The sequence below is a fragment of the Pantoea ananatis PA13 genome, from assembly GCF_000233595.1.
GTDB lineage: Bacteria > Pseudomonadota > Gammaproteobacteria > Enterobacterales > Enterobacteriaceae > Pantoea > Pantoea ananatis.
Window position 1 is genome coordinate 3846432 of record NC_017554.1, and the last position, 21287, is coordinate 3867718.

Genomic DNA, 21287 nt, shown 5'->3' on the forward strand with positions numbered 1-21287 from the left:
CACTGCCTGCGCGACAACTGTGCGTTTTATCATCACATCTTCTTATGGCTGTTCGAATTATCTCATTGATTCATGGCATTAAAATTCTGGCACGTCCTTTGCTCTGTTGAATCCCATCTTGTATACCTGTTGGAATTCACTGCATGGCTTCGACATTCGGTTTGACCCTTAATGACTGGCAGCAACGCGTTCGGCAACACCCGGAGCAGGTTCACACGCTGCTGGCTGAACACCTTTCTGAGCTGGATCCAGACGATAATGCGTGGATCTGTCTTGCCACTCCCGCCCAGTTAGTGGCGCAAACTGAGCCGCTCCTGGCGCGTTACCAGCAGGATCCGGATGCCCTTCCACTGTTCGGTGTTCCCTTTGCCGTGAAAGATAACATTGACGTGGCTGGCTGGCCGACAACGGCAGCCTGCCCTGCATTCCGTTACATCGCCGCCGAGGATGCCTTTGTGGTGGCACAGCTTAAAGCGGCGGGCGCGGTGGTGATGGGGAAAACTAACCTCGACCAGTTTGCTACCGGACTGGTCGGTACACGTTCACCTTACGGCGCGGTATGTAACACCTTTGACCCGGACTTTGTAAGCGGCGGCTCCAGTTCGGGATCGGCCTCGGTACTGGCTCGAGGGCTGGTGGCGTTCTCTTTGGGTACCGATACCGCCGGTTCTGGCCGGGTGCCCGCCGGTTTCAACAATATTGTCGGTCTGAAACCGACCAAGGGCTGGCTGTCTGCGCGCGGTGTCGTTCCTGCCTGCCGCCTGAACGACACAATTTCTGTCTTTGCGCTGACGGTGGACGATGCTTTTCGCGTCGCCAGCCTGGCGGGAGGATACGATGCTCAGGATGCCTACTCGCGCGTTCATCCTCGTACGGCGCCCGCGGGCATGAAATCCCATCCTGATTTCGCAATTCCTGCCGCCCCCGTGTTTTTTGATGATGCAGCTGCCGAAGCGGCCTGGGACGCCGCGCTGACCGCACTGCAGGACAACGGCGCCACGCTGCATCCGATTGATTTCACCCCCTTCACGCAGCTCGCCGAACAGCTCTACTACGGCCCGTGGGTGGCGGAGCGTACCGCTGCCGTAGGCGAGATGCTCAACCACCCGGAGAAGATGGATCCGGTGGTGCACAGCATTATCTCGACGGGGCTGAAATACAGTGCCGTCGAGGCCTTTGAGGCCGAATACCTGCGTGCCCGGCTGGCGCGCCAGATTCAGCAGGCTCTGGCGCCGTTTGATGCGCTGGTCGTGCCCACGTCCCCCACGATCTATACCCTGGATGAGATGCAGCAGGAGCCGGTGATTTACAACTCACATTTTGGTACTTACACCAACTTTACCAATCTGGCCGATCTTGCCGCACTGGCGCTGCCCGCCCCTTTCAGAAACGACGATCTGCCCGCGGGCATTACGCTCATCGCCCCCGCCTGGCATGACCGCGCGCTGGCGCAGTTTGGCCTGCGCTGGCAGCAGGCTATGGCCCTGCCGCGCGGCGCCACTGGCAAGGCCCAACCCGCTGAGCCTGCGCCGCTTCCCCTTTCCAGCGACCACGTTCGCATTGCAGTGGTGGGCGCGCACCTGACCGGCATGCCACTTAACTTTCAGCTCACGCAACGCCAGGCCGTCCGGGTAGAAGAGACCCAGACGGCCAGCCAGTATCGCCTGTTTGCCCTGCTGGATGGCCCGGTCAAAAAGCCGGGACTGATGCGGGCGGAACAGGGCGCCGCCATCGCCGTCGAGCTCTGGGATATCCCCCTGGCGCGCTTTGGCGAATTCGTGGCCGAGATCCCACAACCCCTAGGCATTGGCAGCCTCACGCTTGCCGATGGTCGCGTGGTGAAAGGCTTTATTTGTGAAGGTTCCGCGCTGACGCACGCGCTGGAGATTACCGAATTCGGCGGCTGGCGTAACTGGCTCGCTTCTCTGGAGAGTTAATCAATCATGTTCAGCACCGTTCTGATTGCCAATCGTGGCGAAATTGCCTGCCGCGCTATCCGTACCCTGAAACGTTTGGGCATTACCAGCGTCGCGGTCTTTTCCAATGCCGACCGTAACGCGCAACATGTCAAAGATGCCGATATCGCTATTTGTCTGGGCGGTGACAAAGCCAGCGACAGCTATCTGCGCATTGATAAAATTCTGGCGGCCGCACAGGAAAGCGGCGCCCAGGCTGTCTGGCCGGGCTACGGTTTTCTCTCTGAAAGCCTGCCGTTTGCCGCCGCCTGTGAGGAGGCCGGCATCGTATTTGTTGGACCGACAGCGCAGCAAATTGGTGAGTTCGGTTTAAAGCACCGTGCCCGTGAACTGGCAGCGCACGCCGGTGTTCCCATGACGCCAGGCACGCCGCTGCTCGACTCGCTGGATGACGCCCTGGCCGCCGCGAGCCATATTGGTTATCCGGTGATGTTAAAAAGCACGGCCGGGGGCGGCGGCATCGGCCTGACGCGCTGCGCGGATGCCGAGGCGCTCCGGCATGCCTGGGAGAGCGTGCGCCGGCTTGGCGAACAGTTCTTCAGCGACGCAGGCGTATTTCTTGAACGCTGCATCGATCATGCCCGCCATGTTGAGGTACAGATCTTTGGCGACGGCAAAGGCACCGTGGTCGCTCTGGGCGAGCGCGACTGCTCTCTGCAACGCCGCAACCAGAAAGTGGTAGAAGAAACGCCCGCTCCCTGTTTGCCCGCTGCAACCCGCGATGCGCTGCTCGCCTCGGCAGTCCGGTTGGGCGAGGTGGTCAATTACCGCAGCGCGGGCACCGTCGAATACATTTACGATGCGCAGCAGGACGCCTTCTATTTCCTGGAGGTCAATACCCGCCTGCAGGTTGAACATCCGGTCACCGAATGCGTCACGGGTCTTGACCTGGTCGAGTGTATGTTGCGCGTGGCTGCCGATGAAGCGATCGACTGGCCGCGCCTGCAGCAGGCACCTCAGGGCGCCTCGATCGAAGTCCGGCTCTACGCTGAAGATCCGCTTAAACATTTTCAGCCTTGTCCCGGTGTCTTAACCCATGTGCACTTTCCCGAGGATGTGCGCGTCGATAGTGGAATCAGCACCGGTAGCGACGTATCGAGCTACTACGATCCCATGATCGCCAAGCTGATCGTTCATGCTGAAACCCGGGACGCCGCGCTGGCCAAACTGCAACGCGCGCTTAATGCCACTCAACTGCACGGCATCGCCACCAATCTTGATTACCTGCGGCAGGTCATCGCCACCGACGCCTTCCAGAGCGGCAACGTCTGGACTGGTTTTCTGGATGATTTCACGCCGTCGGCCCCGGTGGTGGAAGTTCTGCAGCCCGGCACCTTTAGCTCCGTGCAGGACGTTCCGGGCCGCCTTGGCTACTGGGATATCGGCGTACCGCCCTCCGGCCCCATGGACGACTATGCTTTCCGGCTGGCTAACCGTATCGTCGGCAATCATGAGGCCGCAGCAGGACTGGAATTTACCTTACAGGGTCCGACGCTGCGTTTTCATTGTGCGACGACAATTGCCCTGACCGGCGCTGACTGCGCCGCCATGCTGGATGGTGAACCCGTTGCAAACTGGCAGCCTGTCACGGTCAATGCGGGACAAACGCTCACGCTGGGCCGCGCGCTGCAAGGCTGTCGCTGTTATCTGGCCATCCGTAATGGTTTTGACGTACCGGAATACCTCGGCAGCCGCTCCACTTTCTCGCTCGGTCAGTTTGGTGGGCACGCGGGGCGGACGCTGCGGGTTGCCGATATGCTGCCGGTTTCCCAGCCGCTGCTGGCCGCCTGCACCACACCGGCCCCGATCAGCGCGCCCCAGGCGCTCAGCCCGGCGCTGATACCGACCTACACGAACGAATGGCACATTGGCGTGCTGTACGGGCCGCACGGCGCACCTGACTTCTTCACCCAGGCCGCCATCGACGACTTTTTTGCCAGCGACTGGCAGGTACACTACAACTCAAACCGCCTTGGCGTACGCCTGGTCGGGCCAAAACCGAGCTGGGCTCGCGCTAACGGCGGTGAGGCCGGTCTGCATCCCTCCAACGTACATGACTGCGAGTATGCTATCGGCGCAGTCAACTTTACCGGTGATTTCCCGGTGATCCTCACCCACGACGGCCCCAGCCTTGGCGGCTTTGTCTGCCCGGTAACGATAGCCAAAGCCGAGCTGTGGAAAGTCGGTCAGGTTAAACCTGGTGACAGCATCCGTTTTCACCCCATCAGCGTAGAGGAAGCGACCGCGCGGGAACAGGCTCAGAAGCAGGTGATTGCCACACTGCGGCCACACGCTGCGCCCGCGTTTGACGTCCCCTCGCTGGCTGAAAACCGCTTTGGTTCCGGCACCCTGCTCGCCGCTGTCGCCGCCACGGAAACCTCCCCCAGGGCGGTCTATCGCCAGGCCGGTGATAAATACATCCTCATCGAATATGGCGACAACGTCCTCGATCTGGCATTGCGTCTGCGTGTGCATTTGTTAATGGAGGCGCTGCGTGCTCAGCCTGTTACCGGGATCGAAGAGCTCTCTCCCGGCGTACGCTCGCTGCAAATTCGCTACGACAGCCTGGTCCTGAGCCAGTCGCAGTTAATGAACGTGCTGCTGGAACGGGAAGCGATGCTCGGCAATGTCAGTCACCTGAAAGTTCCGTCACGCATCGTCTGGCTGCCGATGGCCTTTGAAGACAGCGCGACGCTCGGTGCGGTGGAACGCTATAAAGAAACCGTGCGTGCCAGCGCGCCCTGGCTGCCAAATAATGTCGATTTTATTCAGCGCATTAACGGATTAACCAGCCGCGACCAGGTCCGCGACACGATCTTTGAGGCCAGCTATCTGATTTTAGGGCTGGGGGATGTGTATCTTGGCGCGCCCTGCGCCGTGCCTGTCGATCCTCGTCACCGCCTGCTGAGTTCCAAATACAGCCCGGCCCGTACCTTTACGGCAGAAGGTACCGTCGGCATCGGCGGGATGTATATGTGCATTTACGGCATGGACTCGCCCGGCGGCTATCAGCTGGTGGGCCGTACCTTACCTATCTGGAACAAGTTCCTCAAAAATGCGCAGTTTACTGCTGGCGAACCCTGGCTGCTGCGCTTCTTCGATCAGGTGCGCTTTTATCCCGTAACGGAAGAGGCGCTGACGCAGTTACGTGACGATTTCCGCGAAGGTCGCGCCACGCTGCGTATTGACGAAACTGAATTTGACTTTGCCGCTCACCAACAATTCCTGGCGGATAACGCTCAGGACATCACGGCGTTTCGCCAGCGTCAGGCAGCGGCTTTCGAGCAGGAAGTCACGCGCTGGTCGCAGGAGGAACAGGAGATCGCCTCTCCTCCAGATAAAGCGCCTCACACCGCCGCTGAAGATGACAGCGCGCACGCGGTGCAGGCAGATATGAACGGCAATATCTGGAAAGTGCTGGTACAGCCCGGGGATGACGTCAGCGCGGGTCAGACGCTGGTGATTGTTGAAGCAATGAAAATGGAGCTGGCGATTGCAGCCCCCTGCGCCGGTCGGGTGAAACGCATCGCCTGTCAGGCAGGGCGTGCCGTCAGCCCTGGCGATACGCTGCTGTGGCTGGAATAAGGAGAGCCGATGACAACCCGTTTACCCCGTAATAAAGCGCGTCCGGAAGCCCTGGCGGAACGTGTTTACCAGACGCTGAAAAACGACATTTTTGAGTTTCGCCTGATGCCCGGTGACCGCTTCAGCGAGAGTGAAATTGCTGAACGTATGGCGGTCAGCCGCACGCCAGTCCGGCAGGCACTGTTCTGGCTGGAGCGTGAAGGCTATGTCGATGTGTGGTTTCGCAGCGGATGGCAGGTCAAAACCTTCGATTTTGCCTATTTCGAAGAGCTGTACGATCTGCGCACGGTACTGGAGTGCGAAGCCGTGAAGCGTCTGTGCGAACTGCCCTCGGCGCAGTGCGCCGCCCGGCTGCGCGAGCTTTATCAGTTCTGGTGTGAGGCCGCCCGGCTGGATGACGGCAAGAAAGTGTCGCAGCACGATGAGGCCTTTCATATGACGCTGGTCGCCGCCGCAGGCAACAGTGAGATCGCGCGTATTCACGCTGAACTGACCGAGAAGATCCGCATTATTCGTCGTCTCGATTTTACCCGCGAAGACAGGATCGCGGCGACGTATCGCGAGCACGCGCAAATTTTACAGGCCATTTTTTTGCAGCAGACCGGCAAAGCCCAGCAGATGCTGAGCGAACACATTGCCGCCAGTAAGGCTGAGGTCAGGAAGATCACGATCCATATGTTACAGCAGGCCAGGCTCCAACCCATCGAATAACGCATCCATCTAACCAGGGGTTTAACATTGATGAAAAGACGTTCATTGCTCAAGGCTTTTGCACTCTCCGCTACCGTTGCAGGTATGGGATTCTCATGGAGCGCCCAGGCGGCTGACACCATCAAAGTGGGTATTATGCACTCGCTTTCCGGCACTATGGCGATTTCCGAAACGCCACTGAAAGATGTCGCCCTGATGACCATTGATGAAATCAATGCGAAAGGTGGCGTGCTGGGTAAAAAGCTCGAACCGGTGGTGGTGGATCCCGCCTCAAACTGGCCGCTCTTTGCCGAAAAGGCGCGCCAGCTGCTGACCCAGGACAAAACCGCGGTGGTGTTTGGCTGCTGGACCTCGGTATCACGAAAATCCGTGCTGCCGGTCTTCGAAGAGCTGAACGGCCTGCTCTTCTACCCGGTACAGTATGAAGGTGAAGAGATGTCACCGAACGTATTCTACACCGGGGCAGCCCCTAACCAGCAGGCTATTCCGGCAGTGGAATACCTGATGAGCCAGGATGGCGGCGGCGCGAAACGCTTCTTCCTGTTGGGAACAGATTATGTGTATCCCCGCACGACCAACAAAATTTTGCGGGCTTTCCTGCACACCAAAGGCGTACAGGATAAAGACATCGAAGAAGTTTATACCCCGTTCGGCTACAGCGATTACCAGACCATCGTGTCCAATATCAAGAAGTTCGCCGCAGGCGGGAAAACCGCAGTGGTCTCCACCATCAACGGGGATTCCAACGTGCCGTTTTACAAAGAGCTGGCGAATCAGGGCATCAAAGCCACCGACATACCGGTGGTGGCGTTCTCAGTGGGCGAAGAAGAGCTCCGTGGAATTGATACCAAACCGCTGGTCGGCCAGCTCGCCGCCTGGAACTACTTCGAATCGCTGGATAACCCGACCAACGCCAAATTTGTCGCCGATTACCGTGCTTATGCCAAAGCCCATAACCTGCCGAATGCCAGCAGCGTTGTGACGAACGATCCGATGGAGGCGACCTACGTAGGGATCCATATGTGGGCGCAGGCCGTCGAAAAAGCGGGCACCACCGACGTGGATAAGGTGCGCGCCGCCATGGCCGGGCAGACCTTTAAAGCGCCGGATGGCTTTACCCTGACGATGGATCAGACTAACCACCATCTGCATAAACCCGTGATGATTGGCGAAGTGGAAGAAAACGGTCAGTTCAACGTGGTCTGGCAAACCGACAAACCGGTACGCGCCCAGCCCTGGAGCCCGTACCTTCCCGGCAATGACAAAAAACCCGATCACCCGGTGAAAACGTCTCAGTAAGACAGGTGCCGCCCCTGATCCCTCTGTGGGGCGGCAGTAAGGACTTCCTATGATCGCCTATTTGATGAGGCTCTCCCATGACGCTTCGCCTGTGTTTCTTTAGTTTTTTGCTGCTCCTGCCGCTGTTTGCCAGCGCCGGACCGGCGGCCGACTTCGCCGCGGCGAGCCGCGCTCAGCAGGCGGAATTGCTGCAACAGTGGGCCGCTGCGCCAGATGTCAGCCGGTTGCCGCTGCTTCAGGCGCTGAAAGCCGAAACCGTGGTCACGGATCAGGATCGTCATCCTTTTAGCCAAACCGGTAATGGGCTCCAGCCGCTGGATACGTCATCACAGCCGAAGGGCGCGCTAAAAAAACTGTTTATGAATAACCGGTTGCGCGTGCTGGTCGCCAGTGCGCTCGCCGCACATCAACTGGTGAGCAGCGACGCCAGCGTACGCCTGAGTGCGGCACAGCAGTTACAAAATGACGCCGCCGCCGATCTTCTCCCGCTGATTACGCAACGCCTGAGCCTCGAAAAGGATGCGCGCGTGCATGCCGCGCTGGCGATGGCGGCGGCCAGCCTGCAACTGTCCAGCCCTCAGCCCATGGTTCGGCTGCGGGCGGTGAAACTGCTGGGCGAGTCCGGCGATCCTAACACCCAGGCCAGCCTGCAACGGCTGACCCAGCCCACAGTGGAGCCCGATGAAACCGTACGCGAGGCGGCAACAGAAAGCCTGCAACAGATTAAAAGCCGCCTGATGTGGGGCGATCTGTTGGGCCAGGCGTTTAGCGGCCTGTCGCTGGGTTCGATACTGCTGCTTGCCGCCCTGGGCCTGGCGATTACCTACGGCCTGCTGGGCGTGATCAATATGGCGCACGGGGAAATGTTGATGCTGGGTGCCTACGCGACCTGGATGGTGCAAAACCTGTTTCAGCAGTTCGCGCCGCATTACATCGGTTGGTATCCGCTGCTGGCGCTCCCGGTCGCCTTTGGGTTAACGGCGGTTATCGGTATGGCGCTGGAGCGCACCATTATCCGTCATCTGTATGGCCGTCCACTGGAAACCCTGTTAGCCACCTGGGGCATCAGCCTGATGCTGATTCAGCTGGTGCGGATGCTGTTTGGCGCGCAGAACCTTGAGGTTGCGAACCCCGCCTGGCTGTCCGGCGGATTGCAGGTGCTGCCGAATCTGGTTCTGCCCTGGAACCGTATTGCGGTCATTCTGTTCGTGGTGTTTGTGCTGATCCTGACCTGGCTGCTGCTGAACCGCACGCGGCTGGGGATGAACGTGCGGGCGGTAACGCAAAACCGGGCCATGGCCGACTGCTGCGGCGTGCCAACAGGCCGAGTCGATATGCTGGCTTTTGGCCTGGGCTCCGGCATCGCCGGGCTGGGCGGCGTGGCCCTGTCCCAGTTGGGAAATGTCGGACCGGAACTGGGCCAGGGCTACATTATTGACTCTTTCCTGGTGGTGGTGCTCGGCGGTGTGGGGCAACTGGCCGGCACCGTCGTGGCTGCGCTGGGTCTGGGCATTCTCAATAAAGTGCTGGAGCCGCAAATCGGCGCGGTGCTGGGGAAAATCCTGATTCTGGTCATGATCGTGCTGTTTATTCAAAAACGTCCGCAAGGGTTATTTGCGGTGAAAGGAAGGGTGACTGACTAATGACGCAACCCATCTCCTTACGTCTGGCTCGTCAGGCCCCGCGCCTGACGCTGGGTATTGGCGCACTGGTTACGCTGATGCTGCTGATCATGCCATTTCTGGCGCTGCTGCCGGCAACCCATCCGCTGGCGATATCGACCTATACCTTAACCCTGGTGGGTAAAATTCTGTGCTATGCGGTGGTCGCGGTGGCGCTGGATCTGGTCTGGGGTTATGCCGGTTTACTCTCTCTGGGACACGGCCTGTTTTTTGCGCTGGGCGGCTATGCGATGGGCATGTACCTGATGCGCCAGGCGGCGGGCGACGGCGTACCGGCCTTTATGGCCTTTCTCTCCTGGGATCGGCTGCCGTGGTTTTGGGCGGGCACCCAGCATTTTGCCTGGGCGCTGTGCCTGATTGTGCTGGTTCCCGGCCTGCTGGCGCTGGTCTTTGGTTTTTTCGCCTTCCGCTCGAAAATCAAAGGGGTTTATTTCTCCATCATGACCCAGGCGCTGACCTATGCCGGCATGCTGCTGTTTTTCCGCAATGAAACCGGCTTTGGTGGCAACAACGGCTTTACCGGCTTCACCACCCTGCTTGGTTTTAATGTTACCGCCACGGGCACGCGCATCGGCCTGTTTGTCGCGACGGTGATATTGCTGTTAGTCAGTTTAGGCCTGGGTTTTGTCCTGGCACGCAGTAAATTCGGCCGGGTGCTGACGGCGGTCCGCGACGCGGAAAACCGTCTGATATTCTGCGGTTACGATCCCCGTGGCTTTAAGCTGTTCGTCTGGACGCTGTCCGCCGTGTTATGCGGCATGGCGGGCGCACTTTATGTGCCGCAGGTCGGCATTATTAATCCCGGTGAAATGTCCCCCACCAACTCCATCGAAGCCGCTATCTGGGTCGCACTGGGTGGACGCGGCACCTTAATTGGCCCACTGCTGGGCGCCGCGATTGTTAACGGCGCGAAGAGCCTGTTTACCGTTGCCTTCCCCGAATACTGGCTGTTCTTTCTGGGGATGATGTTTATTCTCGTCACGCTGTTTCTGCCGCGTGGCGTGATTGGCTTACTGCGCCGGAGAAAAGATGACTGAGCACCCGTATACCCAATCATTTCCCGCCGATCGTCATCGTGTTCAGCGCGATCCGGTGCTGCAACTGGAAGCGGTCACCGTCTCTTTTGATGGCTTTCGCGCCCTGTCCGATCTGTCCTTACAGATCGGCGTGGGCGAACTGCGCTGTGTGATCGGCCCTAACGGCGCAGGAAAAACCACGCTAATGGATGTGATTACCGGCAAAACACGACCGGATAAGGGCCGGGTCATTTACGATCAGGATAATGACCTGACCAGCCACTCCCCCGTTGAGATTGCCCGTCGCGGTATCGGACGCAAATTTCAGAAACCCACGGTGTTTGAAGCGCTGACGGTGTTTGAAAATCTGGAAATTGCCCTGAAAACCACCAAAACCGTTTGGGCCAGCCTGCGCGCACGGCTTAACAGCGAGCAGCGGGATCGGATTGACGAGGTCCTCGTCCTGTTGCGGCTCACGGGTTCGCGTCACCGCCAGGCGGGCCTGTTGTCGCATGGACAGAAACAGTTTCTTGAGATCGGCATGCTGCTGGTGCAGGAGCCGCACCTGCTTCTGCTGGATGAACCTGCGGCCGGCATGACCGATGCGGAAACCGACTATACCGCCGAGCTGTTCCGTAGCCTGGCAGGGAAACACTCACTCATGGTGGTTGAACACGACATGGGCTTTGTGGAAACCATTGCCGACTACGTCACGGTTTTGCATCAAGGCAAGGTGCTGGCGGAAGGTTCGCTGCGCGAGGTTCAGGCCAACGAGCAGGTCATCGACGTTTATTTGGGGCGCTAAATGTTACAGGTATCTGAACTGCATCAGTATTACGGTGGCAGCCATATTCTACGCGGCCTGTCTTTTGAGGTAAAAACAGGCGAAATCACCTGCCTGCTGGGCCGTAACGGCGTGGGCAAAACCACGCTGCTGAAATGCCTGATGGGATTGATTCCGGCCAAATCGGGTGAGGTACGCTGGCAGGACAAGCCGATCGGGACGCGCAAGCCGCATCAGCGCGTGCAGTCCGGCATCGCTTACGTGCCACAGGGCCGCGAAATTTTCCCCCGTCTCACGGTTGAGGAGAATCTGCTAATGGGCCTGTCCCGCTTCTCCGCCTCACAGGCCAAACAGGTGCCTGATGAGATCTATCAGCTGTTTCCCGTGCTGTTCGACATGAAGTCGCGGCGCGGAGGCGACCTGTCCGGGGGACAACAGCAGCAGTTAGCGATTGGTCGCGCGTTGGCAAGTCGTCCGCAGTTGCTGATCCTCGACGAGCCGACGGAAGGGATCCAGCCGTCGGTGATCAAAGAGATTGGCATGGTGATCCGTCAGTTGGCGCAGCGCGGCGATATGGCGATTCTGCTGGTTGAGCAATTCTATGATTTCGCCGCTGAGTTGGCCGACAGCTATCTGGTGATGTCGCGCGGCGAGATTATCCAGCGCGGTCGTGGCAGTGACATGGAGGCGGAGAACGTGCGCGGTCTGGTCGCCATCTGACACTCCTCCCCGGCAGGCCAGATCGCCTGGCCTGCCTTCACGTCGTACGTGAAGCGTGTTGAATGTTTCTCCCCCGCCCCGCCCGATACAACCTGCCCGAAAAGGCTTCCCTGACGCACGTTCCACGCGTGTTTACCCCGTTAGCCTGCAATTTCTTTAACAATAACGCTGAAGACATCTTGTAATGATTAACAGTAAAGGCAATAATTCTCATTTGCATTCAATGTAAATAACCTGTTCTTAACACCAATTTTCGCTCCTTTCCTCTGTCGGGAGCGGCGTATCTACCATTTGTAAGGGATAAACAATGAGAATGCCTTTCTGCCGGAAACGGTTAGCGTTGCTGTGTTCCATCGCCATTGCCACACCTGCAGTGACCTTTGCCGCCAACACGCTGGTGGTCACAGCAAAGCCCGAAGAAACGTCGACAACCCCGACAGAAGGCTATACGGCGACCGTCAGTAAAGGCGCAACCAAGACCGATCGTCCGCTGATCACCACCGGGCAGTCAGTCTCGGTGATCACGCGCCAGCAAATGGACGATCAGGGTGCGATGGATGTGAATCAGGCGCTGAATTACACTGCGGGCGCCTTTACGAACTTCGCCGGTGCGGCCACCCGCTACGATACGGTATCGTTGCGCGGTTTCCACGGCGGCGACGTTGATAATATTTTTCTGGACGGCCTGCGGCTGATGAGCGATCCGGGCAGCTACAACGTGCTGCAGGTTGATCCCTGGTTCCTCGAACGCATTGACGTGATCAAAGGCCCCTCTTCTGCCCTGTATGGCCAAACCGTTCCCGGTGGATTAGTGATGGAGACCTCTAAGCGTCCTCAATATGCGCCTGAAGGACATTTCCGTCTGTCCACCGGCACCCATAACACCAACAGCGCCGCATTTGATTACACCAACGCGATCAACGATCAGTGGGCTTTTCGTCTGACCGGCATCACGCGCAACAGCGATACGCAGTACGATCATACCCGCGAAGAAAAATATGCGATTTCGCCCTCGCTGCTGTGGCAACCGGATGAAGATACGTCACTGCTGTTACGCGCCTATCTGCAGAAGGATCCTTCCGGTGGCTATCACAGCGCCGTGCCGGGTGATGGCAGCATAACCGAGCATAACGGACGTAAGCTCAGCACCGGTTTTTATGACGGCGACAGTACACTGGATCAGTTCAAACGTCGCGAGCAAATTTACAGCGCGGAGTTCGCTCACCGCTTTAATGAAACCTGGGCCTTCCGCTCCAATGCCAGCTATTCCCACTCCAATGTCGATTTGGATCAGGTTTATCAGGCTGGCTGGGATTCTCCGCAGTCTGAACTGCTTAATCGCTACTATTCCGGTTCACGTTCTTCACTGAATGCGTACGCGATCGATAATCAACTGGAAGCCGATTTTGCCACGGGTCCGGTAGATCATAAGGTCGTACTGGGCGCGGAATATCATAAGTACACCAATGATTTGCGTGATGCCAGTGGCTTAGCCAGTCAGCTTAACGCGCTGACAGGCCAGGCCGTGGGGACGAATCCGGCTTACGTATTCCAGAACTCACAGCGCCGTTACTACCAAACCGGTATGTATCTGCAGGATGAGATGAAATGGGACAAGTGGCATCTGGATCTCTCCGGCCGCTACGATCGGATCGTGTCTGAAAACAGACAGTACAGCACCGATACGCAATATCGTCGTCAAGACGATCACGTCAGCGGTCGCGCGGCGCTGCTCTATGCATTCGATAACGGTATCTCTCCGTATGCCAGCTACAGTCAGGCCATTACGCCGCAATCGCTTTCCGGACAGGACGGCAACCTGCTGAAACCGACTACATCTGAGCAGTACGAGGCCGGGATTAAATACCAGCCCGTGGGCACGTCCGATCTCTACTCAGCAGCCGTGTACGACCTGACGCAAAATGATGTGGGTAACCGCGTGGTGGTAGGCTCTTATTACGAACCGGCCGGGAAAGTGCACTCTCAGGGCCTCGAACTGGAAGCCCATAATCAGCTCACTCCGCGCCTGAGCACGCTGGCGAGCTTTACGCTCAACCACGTGCGCTTCAAAGATTCTATCGACGGTAACAACGGTCATACGCCTTACGTGACGCCCAACTCGATGGCTTCTGCGTGGGCGAAATACCAGTTTGATGCCGGGATCAGCGTAGGCGCAGGCGTCCGTTACATTGGTCGGCAGTGGGCAGACAATGAAAACACCACTCGTCTGCCTTCCGCTACGCTGTTTGATGCCTCGGTACGTGCCGATTTAGGCGTCTGGAACAGCAGCCTGAAAGGGGCTTTTGTGCAGGTTAACGCGAATAACCTGACCGATCGCGACTATGTCTCCGCCTGCTATGGCACCGGCTTCTGCTACTGGGGAGCTGAACGCACCATTGTTGCCACCGTCGGCTACGATTTCTGATCCTTCCCACAGGCGGCACCAGGCCGCCTGTCTCACCTCAGGCCGTTACGGTGCTGTGTCGCCGCTGTTTTTCGCGCAGAAACGACCGCACCAGTGCCAGCCATAACAGCCCGCACAGCAGATTAATCAGGCTGAACCAGGCCGTTCCGCCACCGAAGTACGCCGCTTTCACCGCCTCAATGCCCAGCGCAAACACCACCATACTGACCATCCCTAACATCGCCGCGACGCTGCCCTTGCCCGCCCGGCTGGAGAACAATGTCAGTCGGTACAGCCCGGCATTCACCATTCCGGTGCCGAATCCGTAAAGGCTCAGGCCCGCCGTCAGCCATGCCGCGTTGCCTGCATTGATAAAGGTGCCAATAGCGGCCACCGTCAAACCCGCCAAAATCGGCCAGGCCCCCAGCCGCAGCGGCTGTTCAACCGGCAGACGGCTGGCAAGCCGCCCCAGCAGCAGATTTCCGGCGATCATCGCCAGAAAGACCGGTAACTGGAGCAGCGCATAATCCATGCGGCTCAGTCCCAGATCGTGAATAAGGATAACGGGAGAAAGCGCTACCCAGGCCAGACAGGGAATCGTCACCAGGCCGATGGCCAGTGAACCGCACATCACCTGGCGGTCTTTTAACAAGGCGTAATAGCCGGCCGCCAGGGACTTCAGCGACACGGAGGTGTTTCTGTCGCCCGCCGTTTCCGGCATCGAGAGCCACAGGCCCGTCAATGCCAGAGCAGACAGGGCGGCAAAAAACAGGAACAGCGTGCGCCAGTCCGCAACAGCCAGAAACGCCGTGCCCGCCAGCGGCCCGGCCAACGGTGCCAGCAGCGCTACGTTAGCCATCAGCGCCATCATCTTTACGCTGAGCGCTTCGTCAAATGCCTCCTGAATGGCGGCATAACCGACTGCACCGATGAAACACAGGCTGATGCCCTGAAGAAAGCGCAGCAGGATAAACTGCCCAATGCTCTGCACCCAGTGGGTTGCGAGGCAGGTCAGCATGAAAAAGGCAACGCCTGCCAGCAGCACCGGACGTCGTCCCAGCTTGTCGGATAGCGGGCCCAACAGCCACTGCAACAGCATGCCGCCCATCAGGTAAGCGGTCAGTGACGTGGAGACCCACTCCGGACCCACGTGAAATGCCTGCGTGACCAGCAGCATGCCTGGCTGAATCATGTCGTGCGCCAGATAGGTGGCAAACTCAAATAACACCAGCGATAAGGGGAACAGGAAATGTCGACGCGTGAGGCGCGAGACCGGTTGAAAAAGAGCCATCGTGTAGAATGTCCAGAAAAACGATAAAAAACGCGGTCGCCTGAGCGACCGCGCTGATGTGAAAGGAGGTCATTATCCCGTTACCGCCATTTGGCGATGGGATTCTCCAGCGTACCGGCAAACTTGAGGTTTTCTGCAGGATCGGACAGGTTAATCATCTGCTGATTGTTCGCCAGCTGCAGGCGATTCAGGCAAGAGCGGGTGAATTCGGGCGCAAACATATCGTAGCGGGCGAACTTACTGGCAAGCTGCGGATGGGCCTGCTGATAGTCCTTGACGCACTGCGCCACCCGCTGCCAGAACTGGGTTTCCGACAAGGTATCAGACTGATGCAAAATCGCGCTGATAAAGCGGAAAATGCAGTCGAAGACGTCGGTAAAAATCGACAGCAGCTTCAGATGTTCAGGCACGTCCACCGCCAGCCGCTGCACCTTTTCAGGCAGAACCGCATCCGGATTCATCACCGCAATCTCCTCGCCGATGTCCTTCATGTAGGCGCTGACCGGCACATTATTTTCCAGCAGCAGAATAAGGTTCTCGCCGTGAGGCATAAACACCAGATCGTGTTGATAAAAGCAATGCAGCAGCGGGCTGAGATAGCAGTTCAGGTAACGGTCAATCCACTGTTCCGCTGGCAGCCCCGAATCGGCGATCAGCGCCGGTAGTAACGGCTGCTGCTGATGATCGACATGCAGAAACGCCGCCATGGTCATTAAACGCTGGCCAGGCTGCAGGTCAGTGACCGGATTATCACGCCACAGGGCCGCAAACATTTTCTTGTAGGCAGAGTCGCCTTTGATCGCGCGTTCGTAATGTCGGTTGTGATAGCCCACCGCGGCCACTTCACGCAGGATGCGGAAATCACAGCGCTGGAGCCAGCTATCGTTTGCCACCAGCGTTTCCAGCCATTCGTTAATCGCGGGCGTGGTCGCCATATAGTAAGGCGAAAGACCGCGCATAAAGCCCATGTTCAGCACCGACAGCGCCGTTTTCACATAGCGTTTCTGCGGCTGGCTGCGGTTAAAGAAGGTGCGAATCGACTGTTGAGCCTGATAGTGGTCCTCACCGATTCCAAGATAAATAATGTCCTGGTTAGCAATATCCGCAGCAAACACCGTCAGCAGTTTATTCTGCCACTGCCAGGGATGGACCGGCATCAGGATATAGTCTTCGGCGACGACGTCTTTGCTCGCCAGTTGAGCGGCGAACTGGTCGAGGGCACCCTGTCCTAACTCCTCCTGCAACAGCCGCGCATAGCTCAGCTCACTGATGCTGGAGAAGTGAGCATTACGTCGATGCACAGCGACCCAGATCAATCTCACCGGCGTCGCCGCCTCAGGCGCATAAGCGAGATAATCGCGAGCATCAAAACCAATACGGCCGTTATTGGCGACAAAGCAGGGATGCCCTTCCGTCATCGACGACTCCAGGGTCTGAAAGTCCGCCTTCACCAGCGCCTGGCTGTCTGGATTGTTCTTCTGCAGTTTAAACACGCTACTGCACAACGTGCTGCTAATCTCTTCCATATAGGTCGCCAACAGCGCCTGAGGGATGCCGATTTGGGCATTGAACTCTTCAATAAACTGCAGCGCATCCAGCGGTAAACGGTGGCCGTTTTCCTGTTTTTGCAGGGAAGCCACATCGATTTCCCAGTGGTCCAGCGCCAGCCGTTGTGCGGAAAAAACATATTCTGATTCGCCATTCGGCACGGCCAGCTGGTAACGGCCACTGCCGACATCAACAGGGGTGATCAGCTTCTCGTGCGCGAATTCGGCAATGGCTTTGCGAATCAGTAAACGGTTGGCCTGCAGCCAGTCATGTCCGGTGAGGTGTGAACCGTTCAACAGCGGTGTGGTGTTATTCATATGTGATTCCTGCAGTAGGGCCTGCTGATAATCATCGCGCTGGCAGAAAGCCAACCAGGCCGTTTTATGTCCCATATCAATGGTGTGCTGATAGCGAAAACCCGCACGTTTATTCAGGCGATGGATTTTGTCATTGCGCACGTCCGGCTCGACCACCACGCGGTTAACCTCGGGGCGGCTGAACATGTAGTCCATGACCGTGCTGAACACCTGCCAGCTAAACTGGCTGACCGGTGTCACCGCGGGCGCGATCAGAATATGCATGCCGTAGTCGTCTGGCTGGGCGGGATAATGCCTGCCGACCTCATCCTCACTGGCACGATAACATTCGATAAGAAACGCCGGTTCGCCATCGCAGCAGCCGATTAACGCCGCATGGGGATCTTTTGCCGTCAGCTGTTGATAGAATTCGGCGACCTGCTCTGGCGCGTGATCCTGCATTCCCCAGAAGCGGGCGTAGTCGCGCGTGACCCAGCGGTGAATAAGCCTCACATCAGCGGGCAGCAGGGGACGAAGGGTAAACTGCCCCGCTGGACGGGCCGCAGTGAAAAGTGTGGACTGTGACATATTAGTGTTCCGTTTGGGCCGGGAAAGTCTGGAAGGCGATTTGACGCTCAACGGGATAAACTTCCCGCCCGGTGAGTTCACGCAGGAGCACCGAGTTGCGATAGCAGGCCATGCCAAGATCCGGCGTCACAAAACCATGCGTATGCAGCTCCGCGTTCTGGACGAAGACCTGGTTGTGCAGGTCGATACTGTAATTGCGCTGGACGTCGTAACGGCCCTTTTCATCCCAGCGCAGACGCTGGCTGATGCCTTCGATAAACATCGGCGGGCGATACTGATAACCCGTTGCCATGACCAGGCCCTGAGTACGACGCGTGTAAGCACAATCCTGTTCCTGATGATGCAGCGCGAGTTCACATTCACCGCCTGGCAACCAGCGCATACCGGTAAGTTCAGAATGGGTGAACAGGTTAACGTCCAGCGCGCCATCCAGTTGCTTGACGTACATCAGGTCGTAGATGTCGTTGATTAAGGTGCTGTTAATACCTTTGTAGAGATTTTTGTGGCGCGCGTTCAGCGCATCGCGCTTCTCCCCCGGCAGCGCGTGGAAGTAGTCGACCCATTCTGGCGAGGTCATCTCCAGGGTCAGTTTGGTGTATTCCAGCGGATAAAAACGCGGCGCGCGGGTGATCCAGTTCAGCTGATAGCCAAACCGATCGATGTCCGTCAGCAGATCGTAATAGATCTCTGCAGCGCTCTGCCCGCTTCCCAGCACGGTGAGGGTGCTTTTTTTCTGCAATTCCGCTTTGTCTGCCAGATACTGGCTGGAATGGGTGAAACGCGACTGGTGCGGTCGGCTGCACGCCGGCAGCCAGGCGGTGGGTCCGGTGCCCAACACCAGCTTACGGGCCAGCCACTCTTGCTGCTGACCCGTGAGCGTATCCACCGAGCGAACGCAGTAGCACTGTCGGGCATCGTCGTAGCTTACATAGTCTACGCGCGTGTTCCAGCGTAAATTACTCAGCTGTGAACAGGCCCACTGACAGTACTGGTTGTACTCTTTTCGCATCAGGAAGAAGTCTTCGCGAATGTAAAACGAATAAATTTTCCCTTTCTGTTTCATATAATTGAGCAGGCTATAGGGATTGGTGGGATCGGCCAGCGTCACCAGGTCAGCCATAAAGGGCGTTTGCAGATGCGCACTCTCCAGCATCATGCCGGTGTGCCAGTCGAATCCCGAATTTTGATCCAGAAAAATCCCCTTCAGCCCCTCAACCGGTTCGCTCAGGCAGGCCAGGCTGAGATTAAAAGGACCGATACCAATACCGATAAAGTCATACATCTGGTTGTTCATTGCACCGTTCTCACTGGTTAGCCACGGGTAATGTCACGTCACGCGCCTGTTCTCGACCGTAATGGGCGATCAGGGCGATCACATCTTCAATGTCAGCCACCGAGGTGGTGGGATTCAGCAGGGTAAATTTCAGGTACTGCCGCCCCTCCACTTTGGTCCCGGCAATCACCGCATTACCGGATCGGAACAGCGCCTTGCGGATACCGGCGTTGATGGCATCCAGCTGTGCGGGATTCATGCCAGGGCGTGGCACGAAGCGGAAGATTTGGGTGGTCAGTTCAGGCGCATGCAGAACCTCAATCGCCGGATGGGCGTTCAGCCGCTGATGGGTTGCCTGAGTCAGCGTCAGAATGGTATCGAATGCCTCACCCAGTGCAGACGGCCCCATAATGCGTAAGGTCAGCCACATTTTCAGCGCGTCAAACCGACGCGTGGTCTGAATACTTTTATTGACCAGGTTTGGCGTCCCTTCCTGCTGGGCGCTAAGCGGATTAAGGTAATCAGCATGGTGCGTTACATGGCTAAGGTGCTGTTTCTCGCGCACAAAGAACGCGCCACAGCTTACGGTCTGGAAGAATGACTTGTGGTAATCCACCGTCACCGAGTCGGCTTTTTCAATGCCGTTGAGGCGCTGGCGATGCTGTTCGGAAACCAGGAGGCCGCAGCCGTACGCCGCGTCGACGTGCATCCAGATGCCGTGCTGCTGACAAAGTTTCGCGATGCTTTCCAGCGGATCGATACTGCCGAAATCGGTGGTGCCGCTGGTGGCAACGACGGCGATAGGGATCAGGCCCTGCTCATGACAGCGCTGAATCTCCTGCTCAAGCTGCACGCTGTCCATGCGGTAATGGTCGTCATACGCTACCGGGATGACCGCATCGTAGCCCAGGCCGAGAATGGCCATCGATTTCTGGATGCTGAAGTGGCTCAGTCTGGAGGTCAACACGCGCCATTTTGCCGCATCGGCAGGCAGGCCCTGATGTTTGATCAGGTGGCCCGGATGATGTGCGGCGCACCAGCTGTCGCGCGCCAGCAGCATCGCCATCAGATTCGACTGCGTCCCGCCGCTGGTAAAGATGCCGTCTGCGCTCGCAGGCAGACCGATGCGGCCCAGCGTCCAGTCAATCACCTTCTGTTCTATCAGCGTTCCGCCCGCACTCTGGTCCCACGTATCCACGGAGCTGTTGACTGCCGCCATGATCTGCTCGGCCAGCAGAGACGGCAGTACAACCGGGCAGTTAAGGTGCGCCACGTATTTGGGATGGTGGAACCAGACGGCATCGCGCAGATAAAGCGTCCGCAGCTCTTCCAGCGCGGCCTCGTTATTTCCCAGCGGCTGGTCAAGATCGACAGCGCTGAAAGCCGGAGCCAGCTCGTGGGGCAGAATACCGCTGAAGGGCTTTTCAACGCGCTGAATGGTGCTGGAGATCAGCGCCAGCGCCTCTTGCGTTTGCTGATGCCACGCAGGGATTTGCGCGTCGTTGAAGATAAAGTCCTGAGCAGTCAGGACCTCATCAGGCAGATGTCGGCGAGGCACCGACAGATTTTGCTTACGTAACACCATATCCTGTTCCTTTGTTAAAGACGTAGGCCGCCCGGCCACCGTGAAAACAGGGCAGCAGCATGCGCCAGACCGCGCGAGTCAGTTCAGATTCAGTAACCTTTAGCCGAGCTGGCTAACCCATGAGATCAAGAAAATTAAGAATTTATGTTTAAAAAAATCATTAAAAACTACATTTTATGTGGTTAATTTGCATTAAACATGCGCTTTTTAACGATAATGACAACATTAATAATAATCATTATCATTCAATTTTTAAAAGGGTAAGCATTCTCATAAAGCTGGCTAATGTCTTTTTATGTGATCTTGATCACATAAAACAGCTTATGTTCGGCGCGGGAAGATGAAGAGATGGCGAAAATCATCTCCATCGGCGCCAAACTAAAGAAGAAGGGTTCTCAGCCGGGCAAAAAACAGGAGGCGTGACGGCGGGGTTCTGACATGACGCGGCATAACGGTGTGTTTATCCGGTCTGAAGAGGCCGGCTTCAGTAAGAAGCCAGCGCGAACGAAGATATCGACAGGCTATCCAG

The 21287-nt window shown here is 57.6% G+C and carries 13 protein-coding genes; 9 read left to right on the forward strand and 4 right to left on the reverse strand.

Features of this window, described 5'->3' with window-relative positions; genetic code table 11:
- The first annotated feature begins 143 nt into the window (after positions 1-143).
- From atzF to PAGR_RS18250, 9 genes are all read left to right on the forward strand, one after another.
- Complete coding sequence (gene atzF, locus PAGR_RS18210; protein WP_014606624.1) at positions 144-1937, forward strand: allophanate hydrolase; 1794 nt, start codon at positions 144-146, stop codon at positions 1935-1937.
- 6 nt (positions 1938-1943) lie between these two features.
- Positions 1944-5561, forward strand: coding sequence for an urea carboxylase (gene uca, locus PAGR_RS18215; protein WP_014606625.1), 3618 nt, complete (start codon positions 1944-1946; stop codon positions 5559-5561).
- 9 nt (positions 5562-5570) lie between these two features.
- A complete protein-coding gene (locus PAGR_RS18220; RefSeq protein WP_013024540.1) occupies positions 5571-6272 on the forward strand; it encodes a GntR family transcriptional regulator in 702 nt (233 codons plus the stop codon).
- Between the two features lie 30 nt (positions 6273-6302).
- Positions 6303-7571, forward strand: coding sequence for an urea ABC transporter substrate-binding protein (gene urtA / locus PAGR_RS18225; RefSeq protein ID WP_014606626.1), 1269 nt, complete (start codon positions 6303-6305; stop codon positions 7569-7571).
- A 77-nt stretch (positions 7572-7648) separates the two neighbouring features.
- Positions 7649-9214 carry an urea ABC transporter permease subunit UrtB gene (urtB, locus tag PAGR_RS18230; RefSeq protein ID WP_014595298.1) on the forward strand — a complete coding sequence of 522 codons (1566 nt, stop codon included), beginning with the start codon at positions 7649-7651 and terminating at the stop codon, positions 9212-9214.
- Positions 9214-10290, forward strand: a complete 1077-nt coding sequence (gene urtC / locus PAGR_RS18235) for an urea ABC transporter permease subunit UrtC (RefSeq protein WP_014606627.1) — start codon at positions 9214-9216, stop codon at positions 10288-10290. The genes urtB and urtC overlap by 1 nt, the downstream gene beginning before the upstream one ends.
- Positions 10283-11074 carry an urea ABC transporter ATP-binding protein UrtD gene (urtD, locus tag PAGR_RS18240; RefSeq protein ID WP_014595297.1) on the forward strand — a complete coding sequence of 264 codons (792 nt, stop codon included), beginning with the start codon at positions 10283-10285 and terminating at the stop codon, positions 11072-11074. The genes urtC and urtD overlap by 8 nt, the downstream gene beginning before the upstream one ends.
- Positions 11075-11773, forward strand: a complete 699-nt coding sequence (gene urtE, locus PAGR_RS18245; RefSeq protein ID WP_013024535.1) for an urea ABC transporter ATP-binding subunit UrtE — start codon at positions 11075-11077, stop codon at positions 11771-11773.
- A gap of 307 nt (positions 11774-12080) precedes the next feature.
- Positions 12081-14198 (forward strand): TonB-dependent siderophore receptor, encoded by a 2118-nt coding sequence (locus tag PAGR_RS18250; RefSeq protein ID WP_014606628.1) that lies wholly within the window; start codon positions 12081-12083, stop codon positions 14196-14198.
- A 37-nt stretch (positions 14199-14235) separates the two neighbouring features.
- Here PAGR_RS18250 and PAGR_RS18255 read toward each other — a convergent pair whose 3' ends face one another.
- From PAGR_RS18255 to PAGR_RS18270, 4 genes are all read right to left on the reverse strand, one after another.
- The gene (locus PAGR_RS18255; protein ID WP_014606629.1) at positions 14236-15468 is read right to left on the reverse strand and encodes an MFS transporter; all 1233 of its coding nucleotides are present in this window, start codon (positions 15466-15468) and stop codon (positions 14236-14238) included.
- An 80-nt stretch (positions 15469-15548) separates the two neighbouring features.
- Entirely contained in the window at positions 15549-17900 is a 2352-nt protein-coding gene (locus PAGR_RS18260; RefSeq protein WP_014606630.1) for a GNAT family N-acetyltransferase, read from the reverse strand.
- A gap of 1 nt (position 17901) precedes the next feature.
- A complete protein-coding gene (locus PAGR_RS18265) occupies positions 17902-19194 on the reverse strand; it encodes a lysine N(6)-hydroxylase/L-ornithine N(5)-oxygenase family protein (protein ID WP_014606631.1) in 1293 nt (430 codons plus the stop codon).
- A gap of 10 nt (positions 19195-19204) precedes the next feature.
- Positions 19205-20758, reverse strand: coding sequence for a pyridoxal phosphate-dependent decarboxylase family protein (locus tag PAGR_RS18270; protein ID WP_014606632.1), 1554 nt, complete (start codon positions 20756-20758; stop codon positions 19205-19207).
- Positions 20759-21287 lie beyond the last annotated feature (529 nt).

Bases quoted from the DNA above. Each gene is read 5' to 3' on its own strand.
- PAGR_RS18220 (WP_013024540.1), top strand. From the start codon at position 5,571: ATGACAACCCGTTTACCCCGTAATAAAGCGCGTCCGGAAGCCCTGGCG.
- PAGR_RS18250 (WP_014606628.1), top strand. From the start codon at position 12,081: ATGAGAATGCCTTTCTGCCGGAAACGGTTAGCGTTGCTGTGTTCCATC.
- urtC (WP_014606627.1), top strand. From the start codon at position 9,214: ATGACGCAACCCATCTCCTTACGTCTGGCTCGTCAGGCCCCGCGCCTG.
- urtB (WP_014595298.1), top strand. From the start codon at position 7,649: ATGACGCTTCGCCTGTGTTTCTTTAGTTTTTTGCTGCTCCTGCCGCTG.
- urtD (WP_014595297.1), top strand. From the start codon at position 10,283: ATGACTGAGCACCCGTATACCCAATCATTTCCCGCCGATCGTCATCGT.
- uca (WP_014606625.1), top strand. From the start codon at position 1,944: ATGTTCAGCACCGTTCTGATTGCCAATCGTGGCGAAATTGCCTGCCGC.
- atzF (WP_014606624.1), top strand. From the start codon at position 144: ATGGCTTCGACATTCGGTTTGACCCTTAATGACTGGCAGCAACGCGTT.
- urtA (WP_014606626.1), top strand. From the start codon at position 6,303: ATGAAAAGACGTTCATTGCTCAAGGCTTTTGCACTCTCCGCTACCGTT.
- PAGR_RS18255 (WP_014606629.1), bottom strand. From the start codon at position 15,468: ATGGCTCTTTTTCAACCGGTCTCGCGCCTCACGCGTCGACATTTCCTG.
- PAGR_RS18270 (WP_014606632.1), bottom strand. From the start codon at position 20,758: ATGGTGTTACGTAAGCAAAATCTGTCGGTGCCTCGCCGACATCTGCCT.
- PAGR_RS18265 (WP_014606631.1), bottom strand. From the start codon at position 19,194: ATGAACAACCAGATGTATGACTTTATCGGTATTGGTATCGGTCCTTTT.
- urtE (WP_013024535.1), top strand. From the start codon at position 11,075: ATGTTACAGGTATCTGAACTGCATCAGTATTACGGTGGCAGCCATATT.
- PAGR_RS18260 (WP_014606630.1), bottom strand. From the start codon at position 17,900: ATGTCACAGTCCACACTTTTCACTGCGGCCCGTCCAGCGGGGCAGTTT.